The sequence below is a fragment of the Methanoregula sp. PtaB.Bin085 genome (assembly GCF_002067035.1).
Lineage (GTDB): Archaea > Halobacteriota > Methanomicrobia > Methanomicrobiales > Methanospirillaceae > Methanoregula.
In genome coordinates, this window is record NZ_MVQB01000051.1 from 1 (window position 1) to 20,825 (window position 20,825).

A 20,825-nucleotide genomic window follows, 5' to 3' on the forward strand; every position below is an offset into this window, starting at 1 on the left:
CGATCACCGGGACGCCCCAGACGGTCCGGGTTGTCTACGTTCACGGTGCGTACACGCTGGCATCCGCCAATTTCGGCGAGATCGGGCCCGGTCCGTCGCAGACCAGCGTAACCCCCACGGCGACATCCGCTCCTGCGCCTGTCGTCACCGGGATCACGCCTTCCGCGGGTATTGCCGGAAGCACGGTATCCGGCGCGAGCGTCACCGGTGCAAATTTCCAGAGCGGGGCAACGGTGCGGCTCACCCGTTCCGGCTATCCCGATATCCCGGGAACCTCAGTTGTCTTTGTCTCGGCAAACCAGCTCACCAGCTCCTTCAGCCTTGCCGGGGCAGCGGCCGGGCAGTATACCGTTGTTGTCAGGAACCCGGACGGCCAGACCGGAACACCCCTTACGAACGGCTTTACCGTGAGCAATGCTGCCCCCACGGTCACTGCGATCTCCCCGGTTGCCGCGTACAGCGGCGTGCCCGTCCAGATCGACAGCATCACCGGCACGAATTTCCTGTCCGGAGCCACCGTCCAGTTGCACCGTGGAACGAGCACGATCACAGCATCGAACGTCACCGTTGTGTCCCCGACGCGGATCTCGTGCACGGCCGACCTGCTCGGTGCAGCAACCGGCCAGTGGAACGTGACCGTCAGCAACCCTGATCTCCAGTCAGGTACCGGCACCAACCTCTTCACGATACAGCCCGCCCTCCCCCCCACCATCTCCTCCATCACGCCCAACAGCGGCAACCGCGGCTGGAATGTCTCGATCACGAACCTGGCCGGCGCGAACTTCCAGCAGGGGGCAACGGTGCAGCTTCGCCGTGGCGCGGCAACGATTACTGCAACAAACGTGACCGTGGTGTCGTCGTCGCAGATCACCTGCACGTTCGACCTTTCCGGGGCCGCGACCGGTCTCTGGGATGTCCGGGTCATCAACCCGGATGCCCAGGCCGGGACCGCTACCGGCATCTTCACGGTATACAGCCCGGCCCCGGCCATCAGCGGGATCACCCCCAACACGTATGTCCGCGGCTGGCCGGTCCAGATCAGCGCCCTCACCGGTTCGAATTTCCAGCCCGGGGCAACGGTCGAGCTGCGACGCTCCGGAAGCACAACGATTACAGCAACGAACGTGACCGTTGTATCCGCCAGCCTGATCACCTGCACGTTCGATCTTTCGGCAGTTCCGACAGGGTCATGGAACACGCAGGCATGGGATGTCCGTGTCACCAACACCGACACGCAGTTCAGCACGGCCACGGGTATCTTCACGGTGACGAACTATGTGCCGACCATCAGCCAGATCGTCCCGAACTCTGCCCGGAGGTACGAGACATTCACTGCAACAGTCACCGGCACCGGGTTCCAGCCCGGCGTGACGGCAGTCCAGTTGCGGAGGAGCGGGACAACAATCTCCGGAAGCAGCATCACGGTAGTATCGCCAACGCAGTTGACCTGCACCTTCACCATTCCCTACAATGCTCCTGTCAATACCGACTACACGGTGCGGGTGACGAACCCGGGATCGCGGTCCGGAACCTCGGACAGCCTGTTCTCGGTTACCGCTGCCCCTGCACCGGCCATCACCGGTATCACCCCGGCCAGTGGCGCCCGCGGCTGGCCGGTGACCATCACGAACCTTGCAGGCAGCGGGTTTGCTCCCGGAGCAACCGTGCAGCTCCAGCGTTCGGGGTCCACATCGATCACCGGCACGGGCGTGACCGTTGTCAGCCCGTCACAGATAACCTGCACGTTCAATCTTGCAGGTGTAACCGCCGGCACGTGGAATGTCTACGTCAGGAATACCGATGGTCAGTCAGCAACAGCGTCAGGAATATTCACGGTGACGAATGCAGCCCCGGTTGTGACAGGGATCAACCCGACGGAAGGACGCCACGGCACTACCGTCAGCCCGGTCATCGTCTCCGGCTCCAGCTTCCAGCCCGGGGCAAGGGTGAGCCTGTACCGTGGCGCGACCTCTCTCTACACCGCACCGGCCGGAACGGTGACCGCGGACCAGATCACAACATCCTTTGCCGTCGGGAGCGGGGTAACCCCCGGCCTGGCTGACGTGAGGGTGACCAACCCTGACGGGCAGTATTTCACCCTGCCAAACGCGTATACCATCCTTACCTGACGATCGGCAGCGTTCCCGTCAGCGGCCGGATCGGCATCAGTCCGGCTGCATAGCGTTTTCTCACGGTGAATTCCGGTTCACGCGCACGTTGTGCGCATCATGCTTCTGGCTGTACCGGACGAGTACGAATTGAACTGAAGGACAGCCCACTACGGGGCCGGCATAATCCACTCGTTCTGCGGAGTGAAATGGAACAAGTCTCCATCCTGTTCATGACAGATCTTCGGCATCGGCACCATTGCACCGGGGAATTTAACATCAAATAATCTATAAAATATGATATTCCACTCCGCTGGATCTTAGAAACATTATTATAGTGAAATATGAAAATAATAATAAACTGTATCCCCCCTCCGATATAAGTACGAGGCATCCTCTCATGAAAAACTCAACAGCTGATCCAAAGGGACTTTCGGATACCGCATCGACGATTCTTGTCATCATCCTTGTTCTTGCCCTGGCCGTGGTCGTGTACGTCCTGGTATCAGGGACTGCAGATCCGAAGTACATGAAAAAGACCGTGTATGTTGCCGGCGAGGCTGGTATCACGCCGATCGGGCAGGGCAGCAGCCCGGATTATGTCCTTACATTTCTGCCCAAATCGGGTGATCCGTTCTACCTGACCGGCCAGAAACAGGGAATTGGCACACCCGTGACACTGATGCTCGAAAGTCCCGAAGGGCGGAACATCTCGCTGGATACGAGCAGTATCTCCGGCAAGCTCTACGGAAAGACCCTGTACATTTACCAGAAGAACCAGGCCAGTGCCTGCGATTTCGTCATCACTGAAACACCGCCAAAAACCGGTTTTCCGATAATGACAAAAGGGATTTGGAACGTGAAGATGATCGATGATGATGTCCATGTTCTGGTCAACACCTATCCCACGGATGTCAAAATGGGTTCGACCTCGCTGCCGGTCACCTACCTTGTCGGTACCGGATCGGGTGCAGTCTCCAACCGGGCAGACTGCTCGCAGGCTGCCGGGAGCTGCGGCGGTATCTGCCCGCTTACCTACAACACCAGCCCATGTAACCGTACCTATTCCCGGTTCATTGGCAACAATTTCCTGACATTCCCCAATGATCCGACCCTGTCCTACACCGGCGACATGACACTTTCCGTTACTATCCGGCCAACGACCACGGGCAATGCCAACGACCCGAACACCTGGCACCAGATCGTAGGGAAGGGTCAGCTCGATGCTGCCAACAACGAGATCGACAATTACCAGCTCTTCCAGATAGGTGACAAGCTGGTCTTTGAATGGAACGACCGGAACAATCCTTCGGTCCATTACCAGGCCATCACCACCGATCCGCAGCTCACCGCCAACAGCTGGAAGGATATCTCCGTCTCGGTCTCGGGCGGCACCCTGACCCTGTATAATAACGGTGTTCCCCAGAACCTTGTGTACAGCAGGGGCGTGGACCCGCGCTCGATCACTCCTCCCGTCCCCAACCCGCCCGTGGTCCGGCTCCTCGATACCCCCAACCCCGTCACTATCGGCAAACAGAACGGGCCGGGAGCATCCAGTTACTTCTATTTCAACGGGGATATCGGCGGGATCTCCCTCTACAACCGCGGGCTGTCGCAGGCAGAGATAGAATCCCAGTTGTGCAAGGCATGAGTTCCTTAGATTCCCCCTGTTTTCCGAAAAAAACCCGGAACTCCTCCTGATACATGACAAACGGCAGGGTTTTTCCAGGCCCTGTTCCCGCGGTTCTCGTTTGATCCAGCCCGCCCGGGTCTGCGCCGGATATGCCGTAATGGTGAGAGGATCACGGTTTCCGGATGCTGACCGGATGGTTCCCTGCCCCCGGCATCGCGGAAGTACACCGGCAGGTTACGCGGCTTTTGTTATGGCCGTGTTCCGGCTCACGAGCACATTGTATGCGTTGTGCTTCGGATTGTGCCGGACGAGCACTCCTTCGAATCGGAGAATCGCCCCGTACGGCGCCGATACAACCAGATCGTTCTGTGGCGTGATATGGAACGATGGGATGACGGCATAAACGGGGATATCAGCGGTGCCGTCGCAGATCCGGAACATCAGGTTCTGCCGGTCGCCAAGGTTCTCCGACATCTTCGCGGCAATGATGTTAACCCGCCGTTCCGCATGCTTCCTGATCTGGGAGAGCCTGAGCGCCCGCGAACCGTGCGGGACCCGGTAGTCTTCCCGTGTCTTCCGGTCTTTCCGGAGCACGACATAGCTGTACTTGATGTCCGTGTTCACGTACCGGAACGGCTCGTTGCCGGAAGCAAGAATCTCCATGGCAGCGGTCGGCCGTATGGGCGGTGCCGTGACAAAACTCCAGCACCGGTCCGGTGTGCAGTTCGTGCCCCGGATGTACGAGCAGGGGCTGTGGATGGTCAGCCCCTTCTTTTTGAGGGCAAGGGAGAGCAGCCGCAGCTGCGTGGACGTCGCCTCCTCTGCCGGTTCAACGATCAGGAGCGTGCCGTCCGGCGCGAGCCTGTCCGCGAAGCGCATGACGAGGTCCGCACGCTGCTCCGGGGTCCTGTCACCCAGCTCGTTGACTACGTTGGAGAAGATGACGAGGTCTGCCTGCTGCGGCATCCTGGCAGACTCCGGCAGGGTGATATCTGCCTTTACCGGAGGCTTGATGGAGACCCTGCCCCCTTTGGGCACGAACCGGTCCCGCAGCGCGAGGAACGCTTCGATATGCTCTTCCGACCGCTCCAGGGAGAAGACATCGGCCGTTGCGCCGTCGAGCCGTGACCAGAAGTCCGCGATGGCAAGCGGGACCACCCCGGGCCCGGTCCCGGCGTCAATGACGGTCATGTGTTTTTTCAGAAGACCGTCCCGGGCGAGCATGGCGAGCAGGTGCTCCGTCTGCATGAAGTAGACCGGGAAATGGTAGGCAAGGTACCCGAGCACGCTGTACGCCTTCGTGTACTGCAGGGAGCGCTTCCCTGCCGGTTTCCAGTAATCGTCTTTCTGGGCAACGATCGCCCTGCGGAGCCGTTCGAGGATGACCGGGTCGTGCCAGTCCCTCCCGACCTTTTTGGTCATGTACTCCCCGATCGCCTGCTCGAGAGCCGGGGGAAGCTTGCCGGCAGCAAAAAAACCCGAGAGCCGCTGCTCTTCGGCCGGGCTGAGCCGATACACCGAAGGTGGTTGTGCCGGTGCGGGAACTGCTGTCATAACCTGCCGGTAGGTAGGCACCGGCGGGTAATACGTGTATGGGTGTTACCTTTGATTTGAATAATTATGGAGACTGATGCTTGAAGATAATCCTGCGGATTATCTTCTCGAATCTGCATTCTCTGATGGTAATGCAGAAATCCCCAAACCCCCGATTGGGATTCCTGCCGCCACCCCCGCGGGGGCGCTCCCGTGGCGGCTTCAATTACCGTCCATGGTAATTATTGCGATCCTCGGTAATCTGCCCCGCCGTGCCCCGTGAGTGGCCCTGAGGCGGGGCCCCTCACACATTCATATACGAATCATTTTTCATCTGACGGTCATTATGGGATGAAAAATTCAATCAATCCCGCACCGCATCCAGCAGCCTCATATACCCCTCCCGGCAAAGATCCGAATCGATCACGCATGTGCGGACGATACTCGCTCATCTGCATCGACGATCTCGGCAACCGCTTCCGGGTGTTCGACCCGATGATCGGCGCCCGTTCACGATTCAACATCGCGCCGGGGAACGAGATGCCGGTGATCGTGCGGTCAGGTGAGAACCACGCCGTTGTCATGCGGTGGGGGCTCATCCCCTCGTGGACGAAGGACATCCGTTCTGCAAAGCCGTTGATCAATGCCCGTGCAGAGTCCCTTGCGGAGAAGCCGTCCTTCCGGGGACTCATCAGATCCCGCCGGTGCCTTGTACCTGCGAGCGGGTTTTACGAATGGAAGAAAGAAGGTACCCGCAAAAGCCCGTATTATTTCCGGCTTACCGGGGAACCGCTCTTTGCGTTCGCCGGGCTCTACGACCAGTGGCATAACCCCGGGGGGGTAACGGTCAACACGTACACGATCGTCACCTGCGATGCGAACCCTCTTGTTGCCACAATCCATGACCGGATGCCGGTCATCCTCTCGCGGCAGGCCGAGGAACGCTGGCTGGCACCCGATCCGATCTCCTCGGAAGAAGCAAAGGAACTCCTTGTTCCCTGCCCGGCCGGCCTCATGGAAGCCCGGCCGGTATCCGATCTCGTCAACAACCCTTCAGCTGACGACGAGCGCCTGATACGACCGCTGGATTCTTCCTCCGGCGCACAGACACATCTTGCGGTATAGGATCATGCTGGACCACTGCCCGGGCGCCGCGAATATCCGGACGCCAACCCTCTCAATAAAGAAATGCCCCCGGTGCGGCGAAGAGGTCGAGGTCTTCTCAAACGACGTGTCTGTGAAGTGCAGTACCTGCGGGTTCGAGGTTTACAATGATATCATGACCTGCGTGCAGTGGTGCAAATATGCAAAGGAGTGCGTCGGGCAGGAGACATACGACCGGATCATGGCCCAGCTGAAAGCGCAGGAAGAGCGGAAGGGGCGCTGACCTGCATACCGTGCACCCGGTTCCCGGGCCGTGTTCTCATCACCTGCAGGAAGTTCCAGCCTGCTGTGCGTTTCCGGCCTGCCGGTCTTCCATCCGGCCGACCAGCACAAGGATTGCCGGCATGACAATGATGGCTCCTGCCAGCGCAAAGAAGACCGAGATTACGGTGACCGTCCCGAAGTTGCTGATGATGCCGAACGCGGAGACCATCAGGGCGGCAAACCCGAAGACCGTGGTCATGCCCGATACGGTGATGGCGGTGCCGATCCGCTGGATGCTGTACTGGATCGCTTCGAGAAGGGGCAGCCCGTTCTCACGTTCCTCATAGTACCGCTCCATGATCAGGATGGTATATTCCGAGGCCACTCCCACTGACATCGATCCGAGCGTTGCTGTGAGCGGTGTATAATCGATGGCGAGCAGGAACATGATCAGCCCGTTCCAGCCGACAATCATGATGATGGGCACGAGGGGCGTTGCAGCCTTGACAAACTTCCGGTAGACGAGGTACAGGAAGGCGAGGATCATCGCGAACCCGAGGATGGTCATCCGGGTCTTCCCCTCCCGGATCTCCCGGATCAGGTTCGTGAACATCTCTCCCGTGCCGGTGATGGAGGCGTAAACCCCCGGCGGCGGTTCGTACCAATCCAGGTCCTTCTCCATCCGTTCTATCATCGACATCGCGACATCGTTGGGCATGGACACGAGCGTGAACTCGATGACTGCGACACCGTTTCCGCTCACGTACCGGTCGCGGATCTGGCGCGGGATCTTCTCCATGACACGGGTGAGTTCGTAATCGGTCTCCGGCAGGGTGTTGTTGTTGTACTGCAGAACGTACGTGGCGATACTCGCCGACCCGGTGATCTTGCTGTTGTGCATTGCCTCGTACTCCTGGAACCCGGCCATCCAGCGGATGACATCGGGAGATACGAGATCGCTTCCCTGCACGTATATGGGGATGCCCGACGTCTCGCCCATGGTGCGCCGGACCTTGTCCAGGTTCACCTTTGCCGGCATATCGGGCGGGACAAAGGTCTTCTCGTCTGTATTGACGATGATCTCGTTGTCCAGCTGGAAGCCGGCGGCGGCAATCAGGATGCAGGCTGCAAGCACGGGAACGGGGTGACGCGAGACGGTTTTTACAACGCTTCCGACCAGCCGGTTGAAACGCTCGACATTCGACAGCTCCCCGGTACGGTGTTTCGTCACTGCCTCTGTGACAGGCCGGTACTGCACCAGGATCCCGAAAACGGGTACGACCACGATGGCTGACAGGTAACAGCAGCAGATCCCGATCACGCAGGTGATTCCGAAACTGCGGATCATGGGGAGCGGCGATATGGAGAGGGCAAGGAATCCCATCGCTGTCGCAAGCATCGCGTACAGCACTGAGGGGCCGGTTTTTGTGATTGTTGTTGTAACAGCGTTGTGTATCGGCGATTTTTGCACCTCCTCATCGAACCGCGAATGGAACTGAATGGCATAATCGATCCCGATCCCGATCATGACCGGGAACGCACCGATCGTGACCATCGTGATGGGCATGCCGGAGAACCCGATAACCCCGAAGGTGAAGATGAGGCCGGTTCCGACAATGAACACCGGAAGGAGGCGGTACCGCACGTGGCCGAAGAGAAGCCCGACAGCGATCACCATCAGGACCATGGCTACCATGATGAGCGTCCCCATGGACGAACCCATCTCGTCTGACATCTCTTTTGAGTATGCCTGGTTGCCGGTCACAATCACGCTGACGCCGGGCGGAGGATGAGAAAGGGCAACGCGCTTTTCGACATTTTCCACCAGCGTGAATCCCTGCTCGTCCCCAAGACCCTGGTCAACGTTCACGACCATGATGGACATGGTCCCGGACGGGACATAGAGGGCGAGGAGCTCCGGCGGTATTCCCTCCCTGATCCGGCTGATCCCGGCGGTGCTTCCCGGCAGCACGCCGCCGTTCTGCCCCTTCACAAGATCCGTGATACCCGACGCGCCCCGGACATAGCGCTCCTGCACAACGTCCCGTTCCAGCCGGTCGATGTATTCGAGCACAACGGGGTCCAGGACATCATCCGTTTCGATCAGGATCATCAGGTTGTCGGACTGGAAGGTGTCGAGGTACTTGTCGAGGAGCATCCCGCGCCGCGTGTCCTTGTCGACATAGGTATCGATGCCCGTTGCCATGCTGATGAAGGACATGCCAACAAAGGCAGTGGCAAGGAGCATGCAGAAGATGACCGCCACCATCTTCGGGCGCGAAACAATGAGGGAAGCGAGCGTTTCGTAGGGATCTGGCATGGTACAGCCCTGGGTCAGGAAGGCAATCCGGTATTCTAGTACATTACATCCGGAATATTAAAAAAAGGATATGATCCCCCGTGTTGCCAGACAGCCGGGAGTTTCGGCAGGCAGGTTATCGGGAACGCGGGTATGGCAGGGAACCGGGATGGCAGCCGCACAGGAGCCGGTGTGCCGGATCAGAGCGCCAGCATCCGCCCGATTGCGATCCGCGCCCTGTCTGCGATGTCCTTCGGAACGGTGATGCGGGGCCCGAGGGTCAAAAGCGTATCCCGCACCTTCACGAGATCGGTCTTCTTCATGTTATGGCAGACGGCTTCGGCCGCGAGAGGGTAGCATGTCTTGCCGGGGCATTCTTTGCCGAGCCGGTGGAGTATCCCGATCTCTGTCCCGATGATGAACTCCCGTGCCTGCGAGCGGCAGACCTCTTTGATCATTCCGGAGGTGCTTGCCACATGATCGGCACGGTCGATGACCTCCGGCCGGCACTCCGGATGCACGAGGACGACAGCACCGGGGTGGGCCTGCCGGGCAGCTGCTACCTGCGCCGGTGTGATACGGTCGTGCACGAGACAGTACCCTTCCCACGGGTGGATCCGCTTGTTCGTGAACCGCTGCGCGTACATGCCGAGGTTCCTGTCGGGGACAAAGAGGATCTCATCCTGTTCCACCGCTCTCACAACATTCAGGGCATTTCCGGAGGTGCAGCAGATGTCGCTCTCCGCCTTCACCTCTGCAGTGGTGTTGACATAGCAGACCACGGCGGCATCCGGGTACCTCTTCCTGGCACGTCTGAGTTCATCGGCACTGATCATCTGCGCCATCGGGCAGCAGGCGTCTCCTGCCGGGAGGAGCACGGTCTTCTCCGGCGAGAGGATGGCAGCGGTCTCTGCCATGAAGTCCACGCCGCAGAAGACGATGACATCCCCGTCCATGGTGGCAGCAGCCCGCGAGAGTTCGAGCGAATCCCCGGTAATGTCTGCAATATCCTGGACTTCCGGCAGCTGGTAGTTATGTACAAGGAGGATTGCGTTCCGCTCCTTCTTCAGGTGCCGGATTTCCTGCGTGAGGGATGCGATGTCCTGCATGGATCAGCTCCGTTTGTGATATTCTGTATGATGATGATGTGTATCAAATACTGCGGTTGGATCGTTCATGGCGGGGGTTGTGCGCCACAAAGATGATTTTGGATATCCAGCGGGGATGCCGTCACCCGGCAGGGACGATCCGGCACTTTATGGGGTCAGGACACCCAGTACCCGGACAGCAATGAAACTCATCCTCCCGGACCGGACGATCAGGACTGTCGGTTCGGCCCCGGCCCCCGTTGAATCAATCCTGAAGCGTGAGGGCATCAATCCCATTGAGGTCATGGTCTCCCGGAACGGGAAGCTGGTCACGGAAGACACCATTGCGGGCGGCGACGATGAGCTCCGGGTCATCCGGATCTCGCACGGGGGCTGAAACGTGAAGAAAGAGCCTGTCCGTAAAGTTCCGTGCTGTTCCGTCTGCGGCGAACCGGCGGTGATCCGGCAGCGGGAGTCCGGCCGGCACCTGTGTGGCGCCCACCTTGCTGCAGACATCGAAGGGCGCGTGGCTGCCACCATTGCGTCGGAGCGGCAGGTTGCGCCCGGCGACTGCATCGCGGTCGCCCTGAGCGGCGGCAAGGACAGCACGGCCCTCCTCCTCCTCCTCCACAGCCTCTTCTCATCCCGGGACGATATCCGCCTTGTCGCAGTCACGGTTGACGAAGGGATCCACGGCTACCGGGACGAGACCCTCCGTTCCGCGGAAGAGCTGGTAAAGAGGCTGGGGGTGGAGCACGTCACCGTCTCCTTTCCCGATCTCTTCGGGGAAACGCTCGACACCGTCCTTCAGGGAAGGGAAGAACAGGCCTGCAGCATCTGCGGCATCCTCCGGAAGAAGGCGCTGGTCACCGCGGCGGAGCGGGCAGGGGCAACGAAGCTGGCGACCGGCCACAATCTCGACGACGAGGCTCAGTCGGTGCTGATGAACCTTCTCCGGGGTGACCTGATGCGCCTGGTCCGGAACTCCGGTGCAGATTCGGGAGGCCGGTTCATCCCCCGGATCAAGCCCCTGATGTACATCCACGAGAAGGAGATCGCGGCGTACCTCATGGTGCAGGGCACCTGGTCCGACCTGCCGGAGTGCCCGTACGCGGTTCATGCCCTGCGACGCGAGGTGCGATCCATGCTCGCGCAGATCGAGTACGCCCATCCGGGCACCATGCTCCGGCTGATGGAGAACAAGAAGAAGGTCGAAACCGCATTTGCGGGAAAGCCCGCGCGGGAACCACTTGGGAGCTGCCGGCAGTGCGGCGACCCGTGCAGCAGGGATCTCTGCCAGTTCTGCCAGCTGAAAACGACGTTATGGGGATGATCACTGCTGCGGGGCCGCACCCGATCCTTCGATGCGCCACGCGTGGGTGTAGACCACCATTTTCGTGCTGCGGGCGAACCCGGCGACCGTCAGGCCGGTCTTGTCCGCGGTCTCGACGGCAAGTGTGGTGGTTGCGCCCCGCGAGACGATGATCGGGATGCCCGCGATCAGACATTTTCTTACCATCTCGGACGAGATCCGCCCGGAGACGATGACCCAGGTCTTCGCCAGATCGACCTTGTTCCGGAGCGCGTGCCCGATAACGCGGTCGAGCGCGTTGTGCCGCCCGATGTCCTCGGAGACCGAGATGATCCGGTCGTGGTCCAGCAGGGCAACGATGTGGATCCCGCCCGTTGTCGCGTGGAGCTCGGAGTTGAGGACGGCTTTTGCTGCCGTGCGAATCTCCTCCGTGCTGATCCGGTAGTCCGATGCGACCTTCGGGAGCTTTGCAGTGTCGATGAACGACGTGCTCCCCCCGCAGCCGGAGAGGATGGTCTTCTTGGGCCCGAGGACCTTGAAGAGGTTCTTTGTTATCACGCTCATCCGGTTCGGCTCGAGCCGGATGGACTCGATCTCGTCGATGCCCCTGATGATCTGCTCGGTGAAGAGGTACCCGGTGACAAAGTCCTCGAGCTGCACCGGGCTCATCATCGCTGTCATGGCGTGCCGGCCGTTGATGAAGAGCGCCATCGGGACCTCCTCGATCACCTCGTGGAGGCCTTCCGTTGCTGTTTCGCCGTCAATCCTGATGCAGGGGAGTTTTCTGTACATGGTATCGCCTTTTCTGCCGCGTTCCTGATCCGGGGGAGTCATTTGAGCACTTCGTCCATGCTGCCGCTGCGGTATCCTTCGAGGTCGAGCGTGATGTAGGCAAAGCCCAGCGACTTCAGGTACCGTACCACTTCTGCCTGCTGCTCCAGCAGTTTTACCATGTCCTCCCTCTGCACTTCGATGCGGGCGATATTGTTATGCAGCCGGACCCGGCGCTGCCCGATACCGAGGCTGGCGAGGAACCCCTCGGCTTCCTCGATCATGTTCAGCTTCCCCTCCGTGATTGCAGTCCCGTACGGGATGCGGGAGGAGAGGCAGGCTGCCGAAGGCTTCTGCCAGATAGTGAGGTTGAGTTTTTTGGCAATCGTCCGGATCTCGTCCTTGGTTATCCCCGCCTCGATGAACGGGTGGACGATGCCTTCCTCGTCCGCTGCCTGCAGGCCCGGGCGGTGCTCCAGCGTGTCCGAGACGTTCATGCCGTCCGCGATACAGCCAAACCCAAGCTCCTTTGCCCGCTGCCTGAGGTACCCCGCTGAGATTTTCTTGCAGACATAACACCGGTCGGCTGGGTTCTTCCGGAAGTCCGCAAACTCCATCAGGGGGATGGCCATGATGTCCACGGACAGGCCGAGTTCTTCCGCCACCGCCTGCGCCTGGGTAATCGCAGCCCGGGGAACCACTGCACTGTCGAGCAGGATGCAGCGGGTCTTGTCCCCCAGTACGTCGCGGGCGACAGCGGCAAGGAGCGAGCTGTCCACACCCCCGGAGTAGGCAACCACCATCGGGCCGTGGCCGGCGATGATCTTCCTCAGGTTCTCATATTTTTCCCGTGCTGTCATGTATATCCCCGAACCGGTTTTTTGCCCGCAGGTTACGGCCTGCAGGGCCCGTTGCCCGGTCCCGAGCACCGGTCCTCGCTGTCCCTCAGCTGCTGGCAGATCCCGCAGGTCCTTTTCACGAGATTGACGTCCTTTTTATCAAGCAGATCGCGGGCAAGAAGCCTGATGGATTCTTTCACGTCATCACCGAACTCGATCCGGCAGCCGCGTTTCCCGGAAAGGTACTGGGAGACTGCCGATGGCGCCATCTCCAGCATCCTCGAGGCCTCGATCTGGGAGAGCCCCTCCCGGACGAGTTCTGCAGCTATGGCAGCCTTGATCGCGGGCAGGACATCCCACACTATCTTCTGGCACGGTGCTTCCATCAGGACACGACCCCGTCCGGTACCGGTATTACCAGCATCCGTTCCATTCTCAGTTGTGGTTCACCCCGGTATTCCAAATACCTTGTGGCGGGTAGCGGGAACAGTCAGCTGCCGGCCGGCGTGGGTTCCTGTTCAACGCAAAAGAATATCAGACGTCACATAAAAAATAAACCAATGCAGGATCCCCGCATGGCAGACAAACGCATCATTTACATGGACCATTCCGCGACAACCTGTGTCCGGAAGGAGGTGCTGGAAGCAATGGCGCCATACCATGCCGAACGCTTCGGCAATCCCTCGTCGATCTACAGCATTGCCCGCGAGTCGAAGAAGGCCGTTGAGGCAGCACGGGGGCAGGTGGCAAAGGCCCTCGGGGCAGACCCCGACGAGATCTACTTCACCTCCGGGGGGAGCGAGTCCGATAACTGGGCCATCAAGGGCGTTGCACTCGCGAACCGGCAGAAGGGCAATCATATCATCACGACGAAGATCGAGCACCACGCGGTCCTGCACACCTGCCAGTACCTGGAGAAGGAGGGGTTCAGAGTAACCTACCTGCCGGTGGACCGGTACGGCCTTGTCAGCCCGGCAGATCTCGAAAAGGCGATCACGGATACGACCATCCTCATCTCCGTCATGTACGCCAACAACGAGATCGGTACCATCGAGCCGATCGCGGAGCTGGGTGCGATCGCAAAGAAGCACAAGGTCCCGTTCCACACCGATGCAGTACAGGCCATCGGGAACATCCCCATCGATGTGAAAGCCCAGGACATCGACCTGCTCTCCCTCTCCGCCCATAAGTTTTACGGCCCTAAGGGCGTCGGGGCGCTCTACATCAGAAAAGGTCTGAAGGTCCACAACCTGATCCATGGCGGCGGGCAGGAGCGCCGGCGCCGTGCGGGGACGGAGAACCTGGCCGGCATCGTGGGGCTTGGCAAGGCGATCGAGCTCGCGACTGCTGATATCGAAGGGCACAACCAGACGATCCGGGCGCTGCGGGACCGGCTCCTGAAGGGGATCCAGGCGAGAATCTCCGACACGCACCTCAACGGCCACCCGGAGAAGCGCCTCCCGGGCAACATCAACATCTCGTTTGAGTTCATCGAGGGTGAGTCCCTGCTCCTCTGGCTGGACGACGAGGGCATCTGCGCCTCGACCGGCAGCGCGTGCAGCTCGGGATCGCTCGAGCCCTCGCACGTCCTGATGGCAACGGGCCTGCCGGTGGAGATCTCGCACGGCTCGCTCCGGCTCACGCTGGGGGACGCGAACACGGTTGCGGACGTGGACTTCGTTCTCGGGGTTCTTCCCGGTATTGTTGCGAAGCTGCGCGAGATGTCGCCGCTCTATAAAGGGAAAAAGGGGGGATGACAATGTACAGCGACAAGGTCATGGACCATTTCAAAAACCCGAGAAACGTGGGCGAGATCGAGAACCCCAGCGGTGTCGGCGAGGTCGGCAATCCCGTCTGCGGGGATATCATGAACATCTATCTGAAGATCGAGAACAATATCGTCACCGACGCGAAGTTCAGGACCTTCGGCTGCGGCGCGGCCATTGCCTCGAGCAGCATGGCGACAGAGCTCGTGAAGGGAAAGACTCTCGAGGAGGCGTGGGATCTCTCCAACAAGGCGGTTGCCGAGGCTCTGGACGGCCTCCCCCCGGTCAAGATGCACTGCTCGGTGCTTGCCGAGGAAGGGATCCACAAGGCCATCAACGATTACCGGAAGAAGCAGGGCCTCGAACCGTGGGTGGAGAAGAACCCGCACGCACACGAGCACGTGGAGGGGACGTGCGGGCTGTGAGGACACGTCCATTTAAAACCGGGAGCCAATAATCTCAGACGCTCTTGGGGGGCTTCGCCAGGCGACGAAGCCCCCCGCCGCTGTGGCATCCCCCGGTTGCGATAACGATGGGTTTCCTGTCAGAAAATTTTATCAGATGTTCCCGTATGGGAAATGCAGCGGCATCGCATGGTGCCCTCACTGCCGGACATCCCCTGGCTGAAATTTGTGATCGAGAACCTTTCAGAAAATCCATCAGAAGTTCCTGTCCAGGTAATACAGAGGCATCGTACTGCGCCCCGTCCCCCCTTTGGGGGGACTGGTGGCGTAAGAGGGGGGGGGAATCAATGATGGGGGCTGATGCCCCCATACCCCCTTTATGATACGTGCCGCCGCCCCCGCGGGGGCGCTCCCGCGGCGGCCTTCAATGAGCGTTTTTTCCGGACCCGCTCTTGCCCCGCCGTGCCCCGTGAGGGGCCCTGAGGCGGGGAGTCATCCACTCGATTTCCGGAACCCGAATATAAGACATGGACTTCATCCTGTAAAACAAACGGCAATTCCTGCCGGAACATGATGCAATTAATACATCCTCCGGCAAAGGTACGATACAGCGAATCCTCACGGGAACCGGAAAACCAATACCGATACAATGGAATCTTTCCTCCCGTACCAAGGTGACCCATGCTCTCAGATCGCGAACGCGAACGGTACAAACGGCAGATCATGCTCTTTGGCAACGAGGGGCAGGAGAAGCTGAAGAAGGCGCACATCTTCGTTGCAGGGGCAGGAGGGCTCGGCTCGCCGGTTTCCTATTACCTTGCCGTTGCGGGCGTCGGGACACTTACCGTTGTCGACATGGATACGGTCGACCAGACGAACCTGAACCGCCAGATCCTGCACACCGACCGCGATATCGGGAAAAAGAAGACGGTCTCGGCGATGGAGAAGCTGACCGCGGTCAACCCGGACATCAGGATCAATGCAATCGACGCCCGGATAGATGAGGATAACGTGGCGGAACTTATCGGGAATGCCGATGGCATTGTCGACGCCATGGACAACTACCCGGTCCGGTACCTGCTCAACCAGGTCGCAATCGCGAAGAAGATCCCGCTCTTCCACGGCGCCATCCGCGGGTTCTACGGGCAGGCGACCACCATCATCCCGGGTAAGACTCCCTGCCTGAAGTGCATCTTCCCGAAAGCCCCGCCACAGGAGGTGTTCCCGGTCGTGGGGGCGACAGCGGGCGTCATCGGGACGATCCAGGCAACCGAGGTGCTCAAGGTCCTGCTGGGATCCGGAGACCTGCTGACCGGCCGGATCCTGGTGTGGGACGGCCTTGCCGGGCGTGCCGAGGAGATCTATGCCGAGCGGATCCCCTGCTGCCCGGCCTGCGGCATCGGCGGCACGGAGATGCCTGCCGGGGAGAAGAAGAAATGACGGCGAAACTTCGGTTCTTTGCAAAATTCCGGGAACTGCTCGGGACAGACATCCCCGTCCCGGTCCCTGAAGGATCGACGATTCTCTCGCTCGTCCGCGACACGGCCTGGAAGAACAAGGAGGGCTACGACGCGATCTTTGACGACAAGGGCAACTTCCACGAGTTCGTCATCGTGATGCGCAACGGGAAGCGGGTGGAGCACGGGGATGCAGCCGCGGCCCGGGTTGCCGATGGCGACGAGATCGCAGTCTTCCCGCCGGTTGCGGGGGGATAAGGAGAGACCGATGATAAAAGTCCAGACAGAAGACGTGGATATCGGCGCCCTCACCGCTGCAGCAAAGGTGCCCGGCACGGGAGCGGTCGTCCTCTTCGACGGGGTTGTGCGGGATGACGATATCACCGAAATGGAGCTCGAGGCCTACGAAGATGTCGCTGTTGCAGAAATGGAGAAGATTGCAGCGGATGCAACGCGGCTCCACAGGCTCCTGCATGTCGATATCATCCACCGCATCGGGCGTCTCTCCGTTGGCGAGAATATCCTGATCATTCTTGTCAGCGCCGGCCACCGCCCGGAGGCGTATGCCGGTTCGCGCTACATCATCGAGGAGATCAAGAAGAGCGTCCCCATCTGGAAGAAGGAGCTGACAAAGAACGGCGGGCGCTGGGTTCCGGGCGAGCACGGGCACGGCAGGGGGAAACCCGGCAGTCCATCCTGATGCGTTTTTCAGGAGTGTTTTCGCAGTCTGGAGGAAACTCACTCCCAGAGAGGATCGCCCCCCTTGCGCCAGCCCAGCCCCCGTTGGGGACGGGGGCGCTTAGGATTCCTCATCATTACCTGATATCAACCTCTGCTATTTTGTGTCCAGGCGATACAGCGTCATCACAATAAGGGCATACTTCGGCGGGGTGGTCCGAATGGTACATCAGAACCAAAAGGAGAAGAAGAATTGCTAAGCAATTCTTCGACGCGGATGTCGATGAGCCAGGTGGCTCTTCTCCCGTCTCACCTCGCTTTGCGAGGTTCGACGCCCCCAAGCGCGTCAGTATCAGAGGATTTCTCAAGAACTATTTTTAAAGGTTTTTTCCACTCACAACCCGGTCGCCAGCGCTGCCCTGAACCGGTCCCGGATCTGGACCGGCTCCAGCGGAATGTTGGGGACATCGCGGTTGCCCGGCCGGATCCGGGCGTGGATGAACGCCGGCCCGCCCTGCGCTGATCCCGCAAGTGCCTCCGCAAGTTCTCCGGGTTCGTGCACGGTCCACGTTTTCCTGAACCCGGATCCCATGGCGAGAAGCCGCAGGTCAGCAGTCTCGATTCCCGGCCGCGGCTGGTTACCCGTGCTGCCGAAAACGCCATTGTCGAGGCCGACAACAGTGAGGTTCCCGGGTGCCGCGGCGGCGATCACCGGCAGGATCGATGAGCCGAGCAGGCTCCCGTCCCCGTCCAGCACGATCACCCGCTTCTCCGGGCGGACTGTCGCAATCCCGAGGCCGATGGAGGAGGCCTGCGTGTAGCTCCCCAGCATATAGAAGTTCTGACGGCGGTCCTTTGCCGCGTAGAGTTCTTTTGACGGCACGCCGATGTTCGAGACCAGGATCTCCCCGCTGACCTGCCCGGCGATGGCCGCGATGGCATCGTACCGTGTCATGACCGGGTCTCTCCATTCCCGTGTATAGGATGTGCCGGGCAGCCGCCCTGCGGCAGGATACGCCGGGACATCCGCGGCAGGCAGGCATCCCCCTTCATCGATACAGCCGGGCCGGATAAGGATGACGTGCGGGGTGTTTTTCCGGAACGTGTGGGCAACAGCATCGCCGATCTCCTTCGTGCTGTTCCGGTTGGAGAGGATGGTGCACGGAATACCGGCCGCAGCCAGGATCCGGGGGAGCGGGCGGTTGAACGGGATCTGGGCGGGGATCGTCTCGTTCGTCCCGCCCCGCCAGCTTGCAAGGATGGGCAGCGGCAGGCCGAACGTGACGGTCAGCGACAGGATCGCGTTCAGCATGTTCCCGAGTCCCGAGCTCTGGAGCGCAATCAGCGGGCGGGCCCCGGCAAGGTATGCCCCGGCCGAGATGCCGACACCATCCTCCTCCCGGGTGAGACCGATGTGCCGGAACGCCTCCGGCAGCCGGAAGAAGAGCCCTTTTGCCTTGTCGCACGGAATGGCGCTGACAAGGTCGATCCCCTGCACTTTCAGTTCATCGATGATCTGGTTCTCATCCATGGTTCACGATCCATTCTTTCAGGTCCTGTATCAATGCTTCGCGGGGCTCGCCCGGTGAAAGGGTGAATGCCGGTTCGATCAGGTACTGCGGGAATTCCTCCCCTATCCGCTCGTACCCGCCGCCCGTAAGGTTCAGAAGGATGCGGGCAGTGCGGGGGATGAGGTCCCGTTCAGCAGCCTGCACCAGCGCTGCCGCGGCTATGGCTGCTGCCGGATCCAGGTCGATCCCCTCGGTATCGCGGACCAGCCGGAGGGCTGCATACCCTTCCGCGTTCGGCACGCTGTACATGACCCCGTCCGTATCCGCAAGGGCGTCGAACAGGCCCCCGCGGATGGCATAGGACGGGTTCCTGTTCGTGAGCACGTTCGACATCACCTGGCTGACGGCCCGGCCTGCATCCGGCAGGTCCTTCTCCGGAATGATCTGCCGGCGGCGGTCGCGCCATGCCGATACCATGGGCGTGAAGGGCTCGTTCTGGGCAAGGTGGAGGATGGGGAGACGGTCCCCGTATCTCCCGTCGTTTCTCAGCCGGAGGGAGGCTTCCCATGCAGCGATCGCTCCCGTCCCGCTCCCTACGGCCTGGAAGTAGTACTCCGGCATCCGCCCCGCCGTTACCGTCGCGTCGAGCATGACCGTACCCATGGCGTCACGACGGGCGATATTCTTCGCGCCTCCCTCGGGCACGCAGCCCGGGACGGACGAGAGTGCTGTGGCAACGGCGATAGCATCGCTGTAGTCTCCTTTCACGGCCACAAGATACACGTCCCGGGACTCCTGCGTTGTCCAGAGCAGGTGCCGGGAGGTCTCCGGCACGACGATAACGACCGGCATGCCGCACCGTGCCGCGATCCCGGCAAACGCCCGCCCGGTGTTGCCTGCCGATGCCACAACCGGGATCTTCCCACCGGTTTCCCGGAGCCGCTGGAGCGTTGCGAGAGCCTCGAGCTCCTTGAAGGAGCCGGTGGTCAGGTCTGCCCCGCATTCCGGGAAGTAGCCGGAGAAGGAGATCGAAAGGTTCGCAAGCCCGAGTTCCCGGCCGAGCGCCGTCCCGCCAAGCGTGACCGGTCCTCCCGACGGGACCAGCGGTTGTGTTACCGGCAGCCAGCAGAGGTACCGGAAGATCCCACTGTACGGCGAGAGGACCAGTCTCCGGCAGGAATATTCCGCACGCAGGAGGGAGTCGTGGCCCTGCGGGCAGTTCATCACGGAGGGGTCATCGATGAACTCCCCCCCGCCGACACACCGGATGTGGAACTTCGGGATGGGCGTGCAGGCGGGTTTTTTCTCATTCCCGGTATCACGGCTGCCGGTGACGCCATGCGGGGCGGCGGTCGTTTCTGCCGGTGCCGCTCTCCTGTACTGGAGGAGCGGTGCGGCATTTTTCCGTTTGAGGGATTCCTGTTCCATGGTAATCCTCATTGTATCCGGATATCTTCGAGCCGGACATGGGTCCCGTATTCCTTGGAAAGCACCATGTTTACGACAGCGGTGTGCGAGAGGTCCATCATGCAGTATCCCGGCAGGAACCGCTGGCGGGTCCCGAGTACGGGTGGCCGGGCAATGGTCCGGGCGATCCCCTCGAACGCATGCACATGGTACGCCTGGAGATCGTGGACCTTCGTGCCGGGAGTGCGGGTGGCAAGGGGGCCGACGGTGTGGCAGGCCAGCACCCCCGTGACCGGGTTGGCGGAGATGACCTGCAGGGCATGGTAGACCGGGCAGCCCGGGCCGGCAGGACGGCCCGTCACGATCTCGCCGGGCCGGATATCCCAGCGCTCAATGAGATCGGGCCGGAACGGTACTACAAACTTGCGGGCCGAGGGTTCTCCGGGAAGGGCGCAGAGCACGAAATCGTATCTGTTGCCGAGCACATCTGTACCGGAATAATCTGCCCTGACGGGCGCACTGGTGGCAGGTAAGGACAAGAACGGGCAGTCTGCCCCGTTCCTTTCGCCGGCAGCGACCCTTGCCGAAAACTCCGCACAGCTCCCGGATCCGCAGGCCCCGCAATCCTTTCCCGGCGGTGTCCAGGCCATG

General features: G+C 60.8%; 20 protein-coding genes. 11 read left to right on the forward strand and 9 right to left on the reverse strand.

Annotation, left to right across the window (positions count from 1 at the left end; translation table 11 throughout):
- Both A4E33_RS10915 and A4E33_RS10920 read left to right on the forward strand, forming a co-directional pair.
- The coding region (locus tag A4E33_RS10915; protein WP_292348082.1) for a hypothetical protein at nt 1–2,129 on the forward strand (2,129 nt) is incomplete at its 5' end.
- A 379-nt stretch (nt 2,130–2,508) separates the two neighbouring features.
- Entirely contained in the window at nt 2,509–3,759 is a 1,251-nt protein-coding gene (locus A4E33_RS10920) for a LamG domain-containing protein (RefSeq protein ID WP_292348083.1), read from the forward strand.
- Nucleotides 3,760–3,975: 216 nt separating this feature from the next.
- On the opposite strand, the gene A4E33_RS10925 is transcribed toward A4E33_RS10920, so the two are convergent.
- The gene (locus tag A4E33_RS10925) at nt 3,976–5,295 is read right to left on the reverse strand and encodes a small ribosomal subunit Rsm22 family protein (protein ID WP_292348085.1); all 1,320 of its coding nucleotides are present in this window, start codon (nt 5,293–5,295) and stop codon (nt 3,976–3,978) included.
- A gap of 408 nt (nt 5,296–5,703) precedes the next feature.
- Here A4E33_RS10925 and A4E33_RS10930 point away from each other — a divergent pair, with 408 nt between their 5' ends.
- Both A4E33_RS10930 and A4E33_RS10935 read left to right on the forward strand, forming a co-directional pair.
- Complete coding sequence (locus A4E33_RS10930) at nt 5,704–6,399, forward strand: SOS response-associated peptidase (RefSeq protein WP_292348087.1); 696 nt, start codon at nt 5,704–5,706, stop codon at nt 6,397–6,399.
- A gap of 4 nt (nt 6,400–6,403) precedes the next feature.
- Nucleotides 6,404–6,661, forward strand: a complete 258-nt coding sequence (locus A4E33_RS10935) for a hypothetical protein (RefSeq protein WP_292348089.1) — start codon at nt 6,404–6,406, stop codon at nt 6,659–6,661.
- A 39-nt stretch (nt 6,662–6,700) separates the two neighbouring features.
- On the opposite strand, the gene A4E33_RS10940 is transcribed toward A4E33_RS10935, so the two are convergent.
- Nucleotides 6,701–8,962, reverse strand: coding sequence for an RND family transporter (locus A4E33_RS10940; RefSeq protein ID WP_292348091.1), 2,262 nt, complete (start codon nt 8,960–8,962; stop codon nt 6,701–6,703).
- Nucleotides 8,963–9,141: 179 nt separating this feature from the next.
- The gene (nadA, locus tag A4E33_RS10945) at nt 9,142–10,050 is read right to left on the reverse strand and encodes a quinolinate synthase NadA (RefSeq protein ID WP_292348093.1); all 909 of its coding nucleotides are present in this window, start codon (nt 10,048–10,050) and stop codon (nt 9,142–9,144) included.
- A 181-nt stretch (nt 10,051–10,231) separates the two neighbouring features.
- Between nadA and A4E33_RS10950 the strand changes: the two genes are divergently transcribed.
- Together A4E33_RS10950 and A4E33_RS10955 are read left to right on the forward strand one after the other, a co-directional pair.
- Nucleotides 10,232–10,426, forward strand: coding sequence for a hypothetical protein (locus A4E33_RS10950; protein WP_292348094.1), 195 nt, complete (start codon nt 10,232–10,234; stop codon nt 10,424–10,426).
- A 3-nt stretch (nt 10,427–10,429) separates the two neighbouring features.
- A complete protein-coding gene (locus tag A4E33_RS10955) occupies nt 10,430–11,362 on the forward strand; it encodes a TIGR00269 family protein (RefSeq protein ID WP_292348096.1) in 933 nt (310 codons plus the stop codon).
- Here A4E33_RS10955 and fdhD read toward each other — a convergent pair whose 3' ends face one another.
- From fdhD to A4E33_RS10970, 3 genes are read right to left on the reverse strand one after another with little or no spacing between them, the layout of a single operon-like run.
- Nucleotides 11,363–12,133, reverse strand: a complete 771-nt coding sequence (gene fdhD, locus A4E33_RS10960) for a formate dehydrogenase accessory sulfurtransferase FdhD (protein WP_292348097.1) — start codon at nt 12,131–12,133, stop codon at nt 11,363–11,365. It abuts the gene before it with no gap.
- 38 nt (nt 12,134–12,171) lie between these two features.
- Nucleotides 12,172–12,972, reverse strand: a complete 801-nt coding sequence (larE, locus tag A4E33_RS10965; RefSeq protein ID WP_292348099.1) for an ATP-dependent sacrificial sulfur transferase LarE — start codon at nt 12,970–12,972, stop codon at nt 12,172–12,174.
- Nucleotides 12,973–13,004: 32 nt separating this feature from the next.
- The gene (locus A4E33_RS10970; RefSeq protein WP_292348101.1) at nt 13,005–13,337 is read right to left on the reverse strand and encodes a transcriptional regulator; all 333 of its coding nucleotides are present in this window, start codon (nt 13,335–13,337) and stop codon (nt 13,005–13,007) included.
- Nucleotides 13,338–13,526: 189 nt separating this feature from the next.
- On the opposite strand from A4E33_RS10970, the gene nifS reads away from it, so the two are divergent.
- The 5 genes from nifS to A4E33_RS10995 all read left to right on the forward strand — a co-directional run bounded on the left by nifS (nt 13,527) and on the right by A4E33_RS10995 (nt 17,278).
- A complete protein-coding gene (gene nifS, locus A4E33_RS10975; protein WP_292348103.1) occupies nt 13,527–14,708 on the forward strand; it encodes a cysteine desulfurase NifS in 1,182 nt (393 codons plus the stop codon).
- 2 nt (nt 14,709–14,710) lie between these two features.
- On the forward strand, nt 14,711–15,142 hold the full coding sequence (gene nifU / locus A4E33_RS10980; RefSeq protein WP_292348139.1) for a Fe-S cluster assembly scaffold protein NifU: 432 nt from the start codon (nt 14,711–14,713) through the stop codon (nt 15,140–15,142).
- A 660-nt stretch (nt 15,143–15,802) separates the two neighbouring features.
- The gene (locus A4E33_RS10985; protein WP_292348104.1) at nt 15,803–16,561 is read left to right on the forward strand and encodes a HesA/MoeB/ThiF family protein; all 759 of its coding nucleotides are present in this window, start codon (nt 15,803–15,805) and stop codon (nt 16,559–16,561) included.
- Nucleotides 16,558–16,836: a ubiquitin-like small modifier protein 1 gene (locus A4E33_RS10990; protein WP_292348106.1), complete on the forward strand. Its 279-nt coding sequence runs from the start codon at nt 16,558–16,560 to the stop codon at nt 16,834–16,836. The genes A4E33_RS10985 and A4E33_RS10990 overlap by 4 nt, the downstream gene beginning before the upstream one ends.
- Before the next feature lie 10 nt (nt 16,837–16,846).
- Nucleotides 16,847–17,278 (forward strand): molybdenum cofactor biosynthesis protein MoaE, encoded by a 432-nt coding sequence (locus A4E33_RS10995; protein ID WP_292348108.1) that lies wholly within the window; start codon nt 16,847–16,849, stop codon nt 17,276–17,278.
- A 372-nt stretch (nt 17,279–17,650) separates the two neighbouring features.
- Here A4E33_RS10995 and comE read toward each other — a convergent pair whose 3' ends face one another.
- From comE to A4E33_RS11010, 3 genes are read right to left on the reverse strand one after another with little or no spacing between them, the layout of a single operon-like run.
- Nucleotides 17,651–18,787, reverse strand: a complete 1,137-nt coding sequence (comE, locus tag A4E33_RS11000; RefSeq protein ID WP_292348110.1) for a sulfopyruvate decarboxylase subunit beta — start codon at nt 18,785–18,787, stop codon at nt 17,651–17,653.
- Nucleotides 18,780–20,195, reverse strand: coding sequence for a cysteate synthase (locus tag A4E33_RS11005; protein ID WP_292348112.1), 1,416 nt, complete (start codon nt 20,193–20,195; stop codon nt 18,780–18,782). The genes comE and A4E33_RS11005 overlap by 8 nt, the downstream gene beginning before the upstream one ends.
- An 8-nt stretch (nt 20,196–20,203) precedes the next feature.
- Nucleotides 20,204–20,824: a (Fe-S)-binding protein gene (locus A4E33_RS11010; RefSeq protein WP_292348115.1), complete on the reverse strand. Its 621-nt coding sequence runs from the start codon at nt 20,822–20,824 to the stop codon at nt 20,204–20,206.
- Nucleotide 20,825: the final 1 nt, after the last annotated feature.

Coding starts and splice junctions, on each gene's coding strand:
- A4E33_RS10920 (WP_292348083.1), top strand. CDS start 2,509: ATGAAAAACTCAACAGCTGATCCAAAGGGACTTTCGGATACCGCATCG.
- A4E33_RS10925 (WP_292348085.1), bottom strand. CDS start 5,295: ATGACAGCAGTTCCCGCACCGGCACAACCACCTTCGGTGTATCGGCTC.
- A4E33_RS10930 (WP_292348087.1), top strand. CDS start 5,704: ATGTGCGGACGATACTCGCTCATCTGCATCGACGATCTCGGCAACCGC.
- A4E33_RS10935 (WP_292348089.1), top strand. CDS start 6,404: ATGCTGGACCACTGCCCGGGCGCCGCGAATATCCGGACGCCAACCCTC.
- A4E33_RS10940 (WP_292348091.1), bottom strand. CDS start 8,962: ATGCCAGATCCCTACGAAACGCTCGCTTCCCTCATTGTTTCGCGCCCG.
- nadA (WP_292348093.1), bottom strand. CDS start 10,050: ATGCAGGACATCGCATCCCTCACGCAGGAAATCCGGCACCTGAAGAAG.
- A4E33_RS10950 (WP_292348094.1), top strand. CDS start 10,232: ATGAAACTCATCCTCCCGGACCGGACGATCAGGACTGTCGGTTCGGCC.
- fdhD (WP_292348097.1), bottom strand. CDS start 12,133: ATGTACAGAAAACTCCCCTGCATCAGGATTGACGGCGAAACAGCAACG.
- larE (WP_292348099.1), bottom strand. CDS start 12,972: ATGACAGCACGGGAAAAATATGAGAACCTGAGGAAGATCATCGCCGGC.
- A4E33_RS10970 (WP_292348101.1), bottom strand. CDS start 13,337: ATGGAAGCACCGTGCCAGAAGATAGTGTGGGATGTCCTGCCCGCGATC.
- nifS (WP_292348103.1), top strand. CDS start 13,527: ATGGCAGACAAACGCATCATTTACATGGACCATTCCGCGACAACCTGT.
- nifU (WP_292348139.1), top strand. CDS start 14,711: ATGTACAGCGACAAGGTCATGGACCATTTCAAAAACCCGAGAAACGTG.
- A4E33_RS10985 (WP_292348104.1), top strand. CDS start 15,803: ATGCTCTCAGATCGCGAACGCGAACGGTACAAACGGCAGATCATGCTC.
- A4E33_RS10990 (WP_292348106.1), top strand. CDS start 16,558: ATGACGGCGAAACTTCGGTTCTTTGCAAAATTCCGGGAACTGCTCGGG.
- A4E33_RS10995 (WP_292348108.1), top strand. CDS start 16,847: ATGATAAAAGTCCAGACAGAAGACGTGGATATCGGCGCCCTCACCGCT.
- comE (WP_292348110.1), bottom strand. CDS start 18,787: ATGGATGAGAACCAGATCATCGATGAACTGAAAGTGCAGGGGATCGAC.
- A4E33_RS11005 (WP_292348112.1), bottom strand. CDS start 20,195: ATGGAACAGGAATCCCTCAAACGGAAAAATGCCGCACCGCTCCTCCAG.
- A4E33_RS11010 (WP_292348115.1), bottom strand. CDS start 20,824: ATGGCCTGGACACCGCCGGGAAAGGATTGCGGGGCCTGCGGATCCGGG.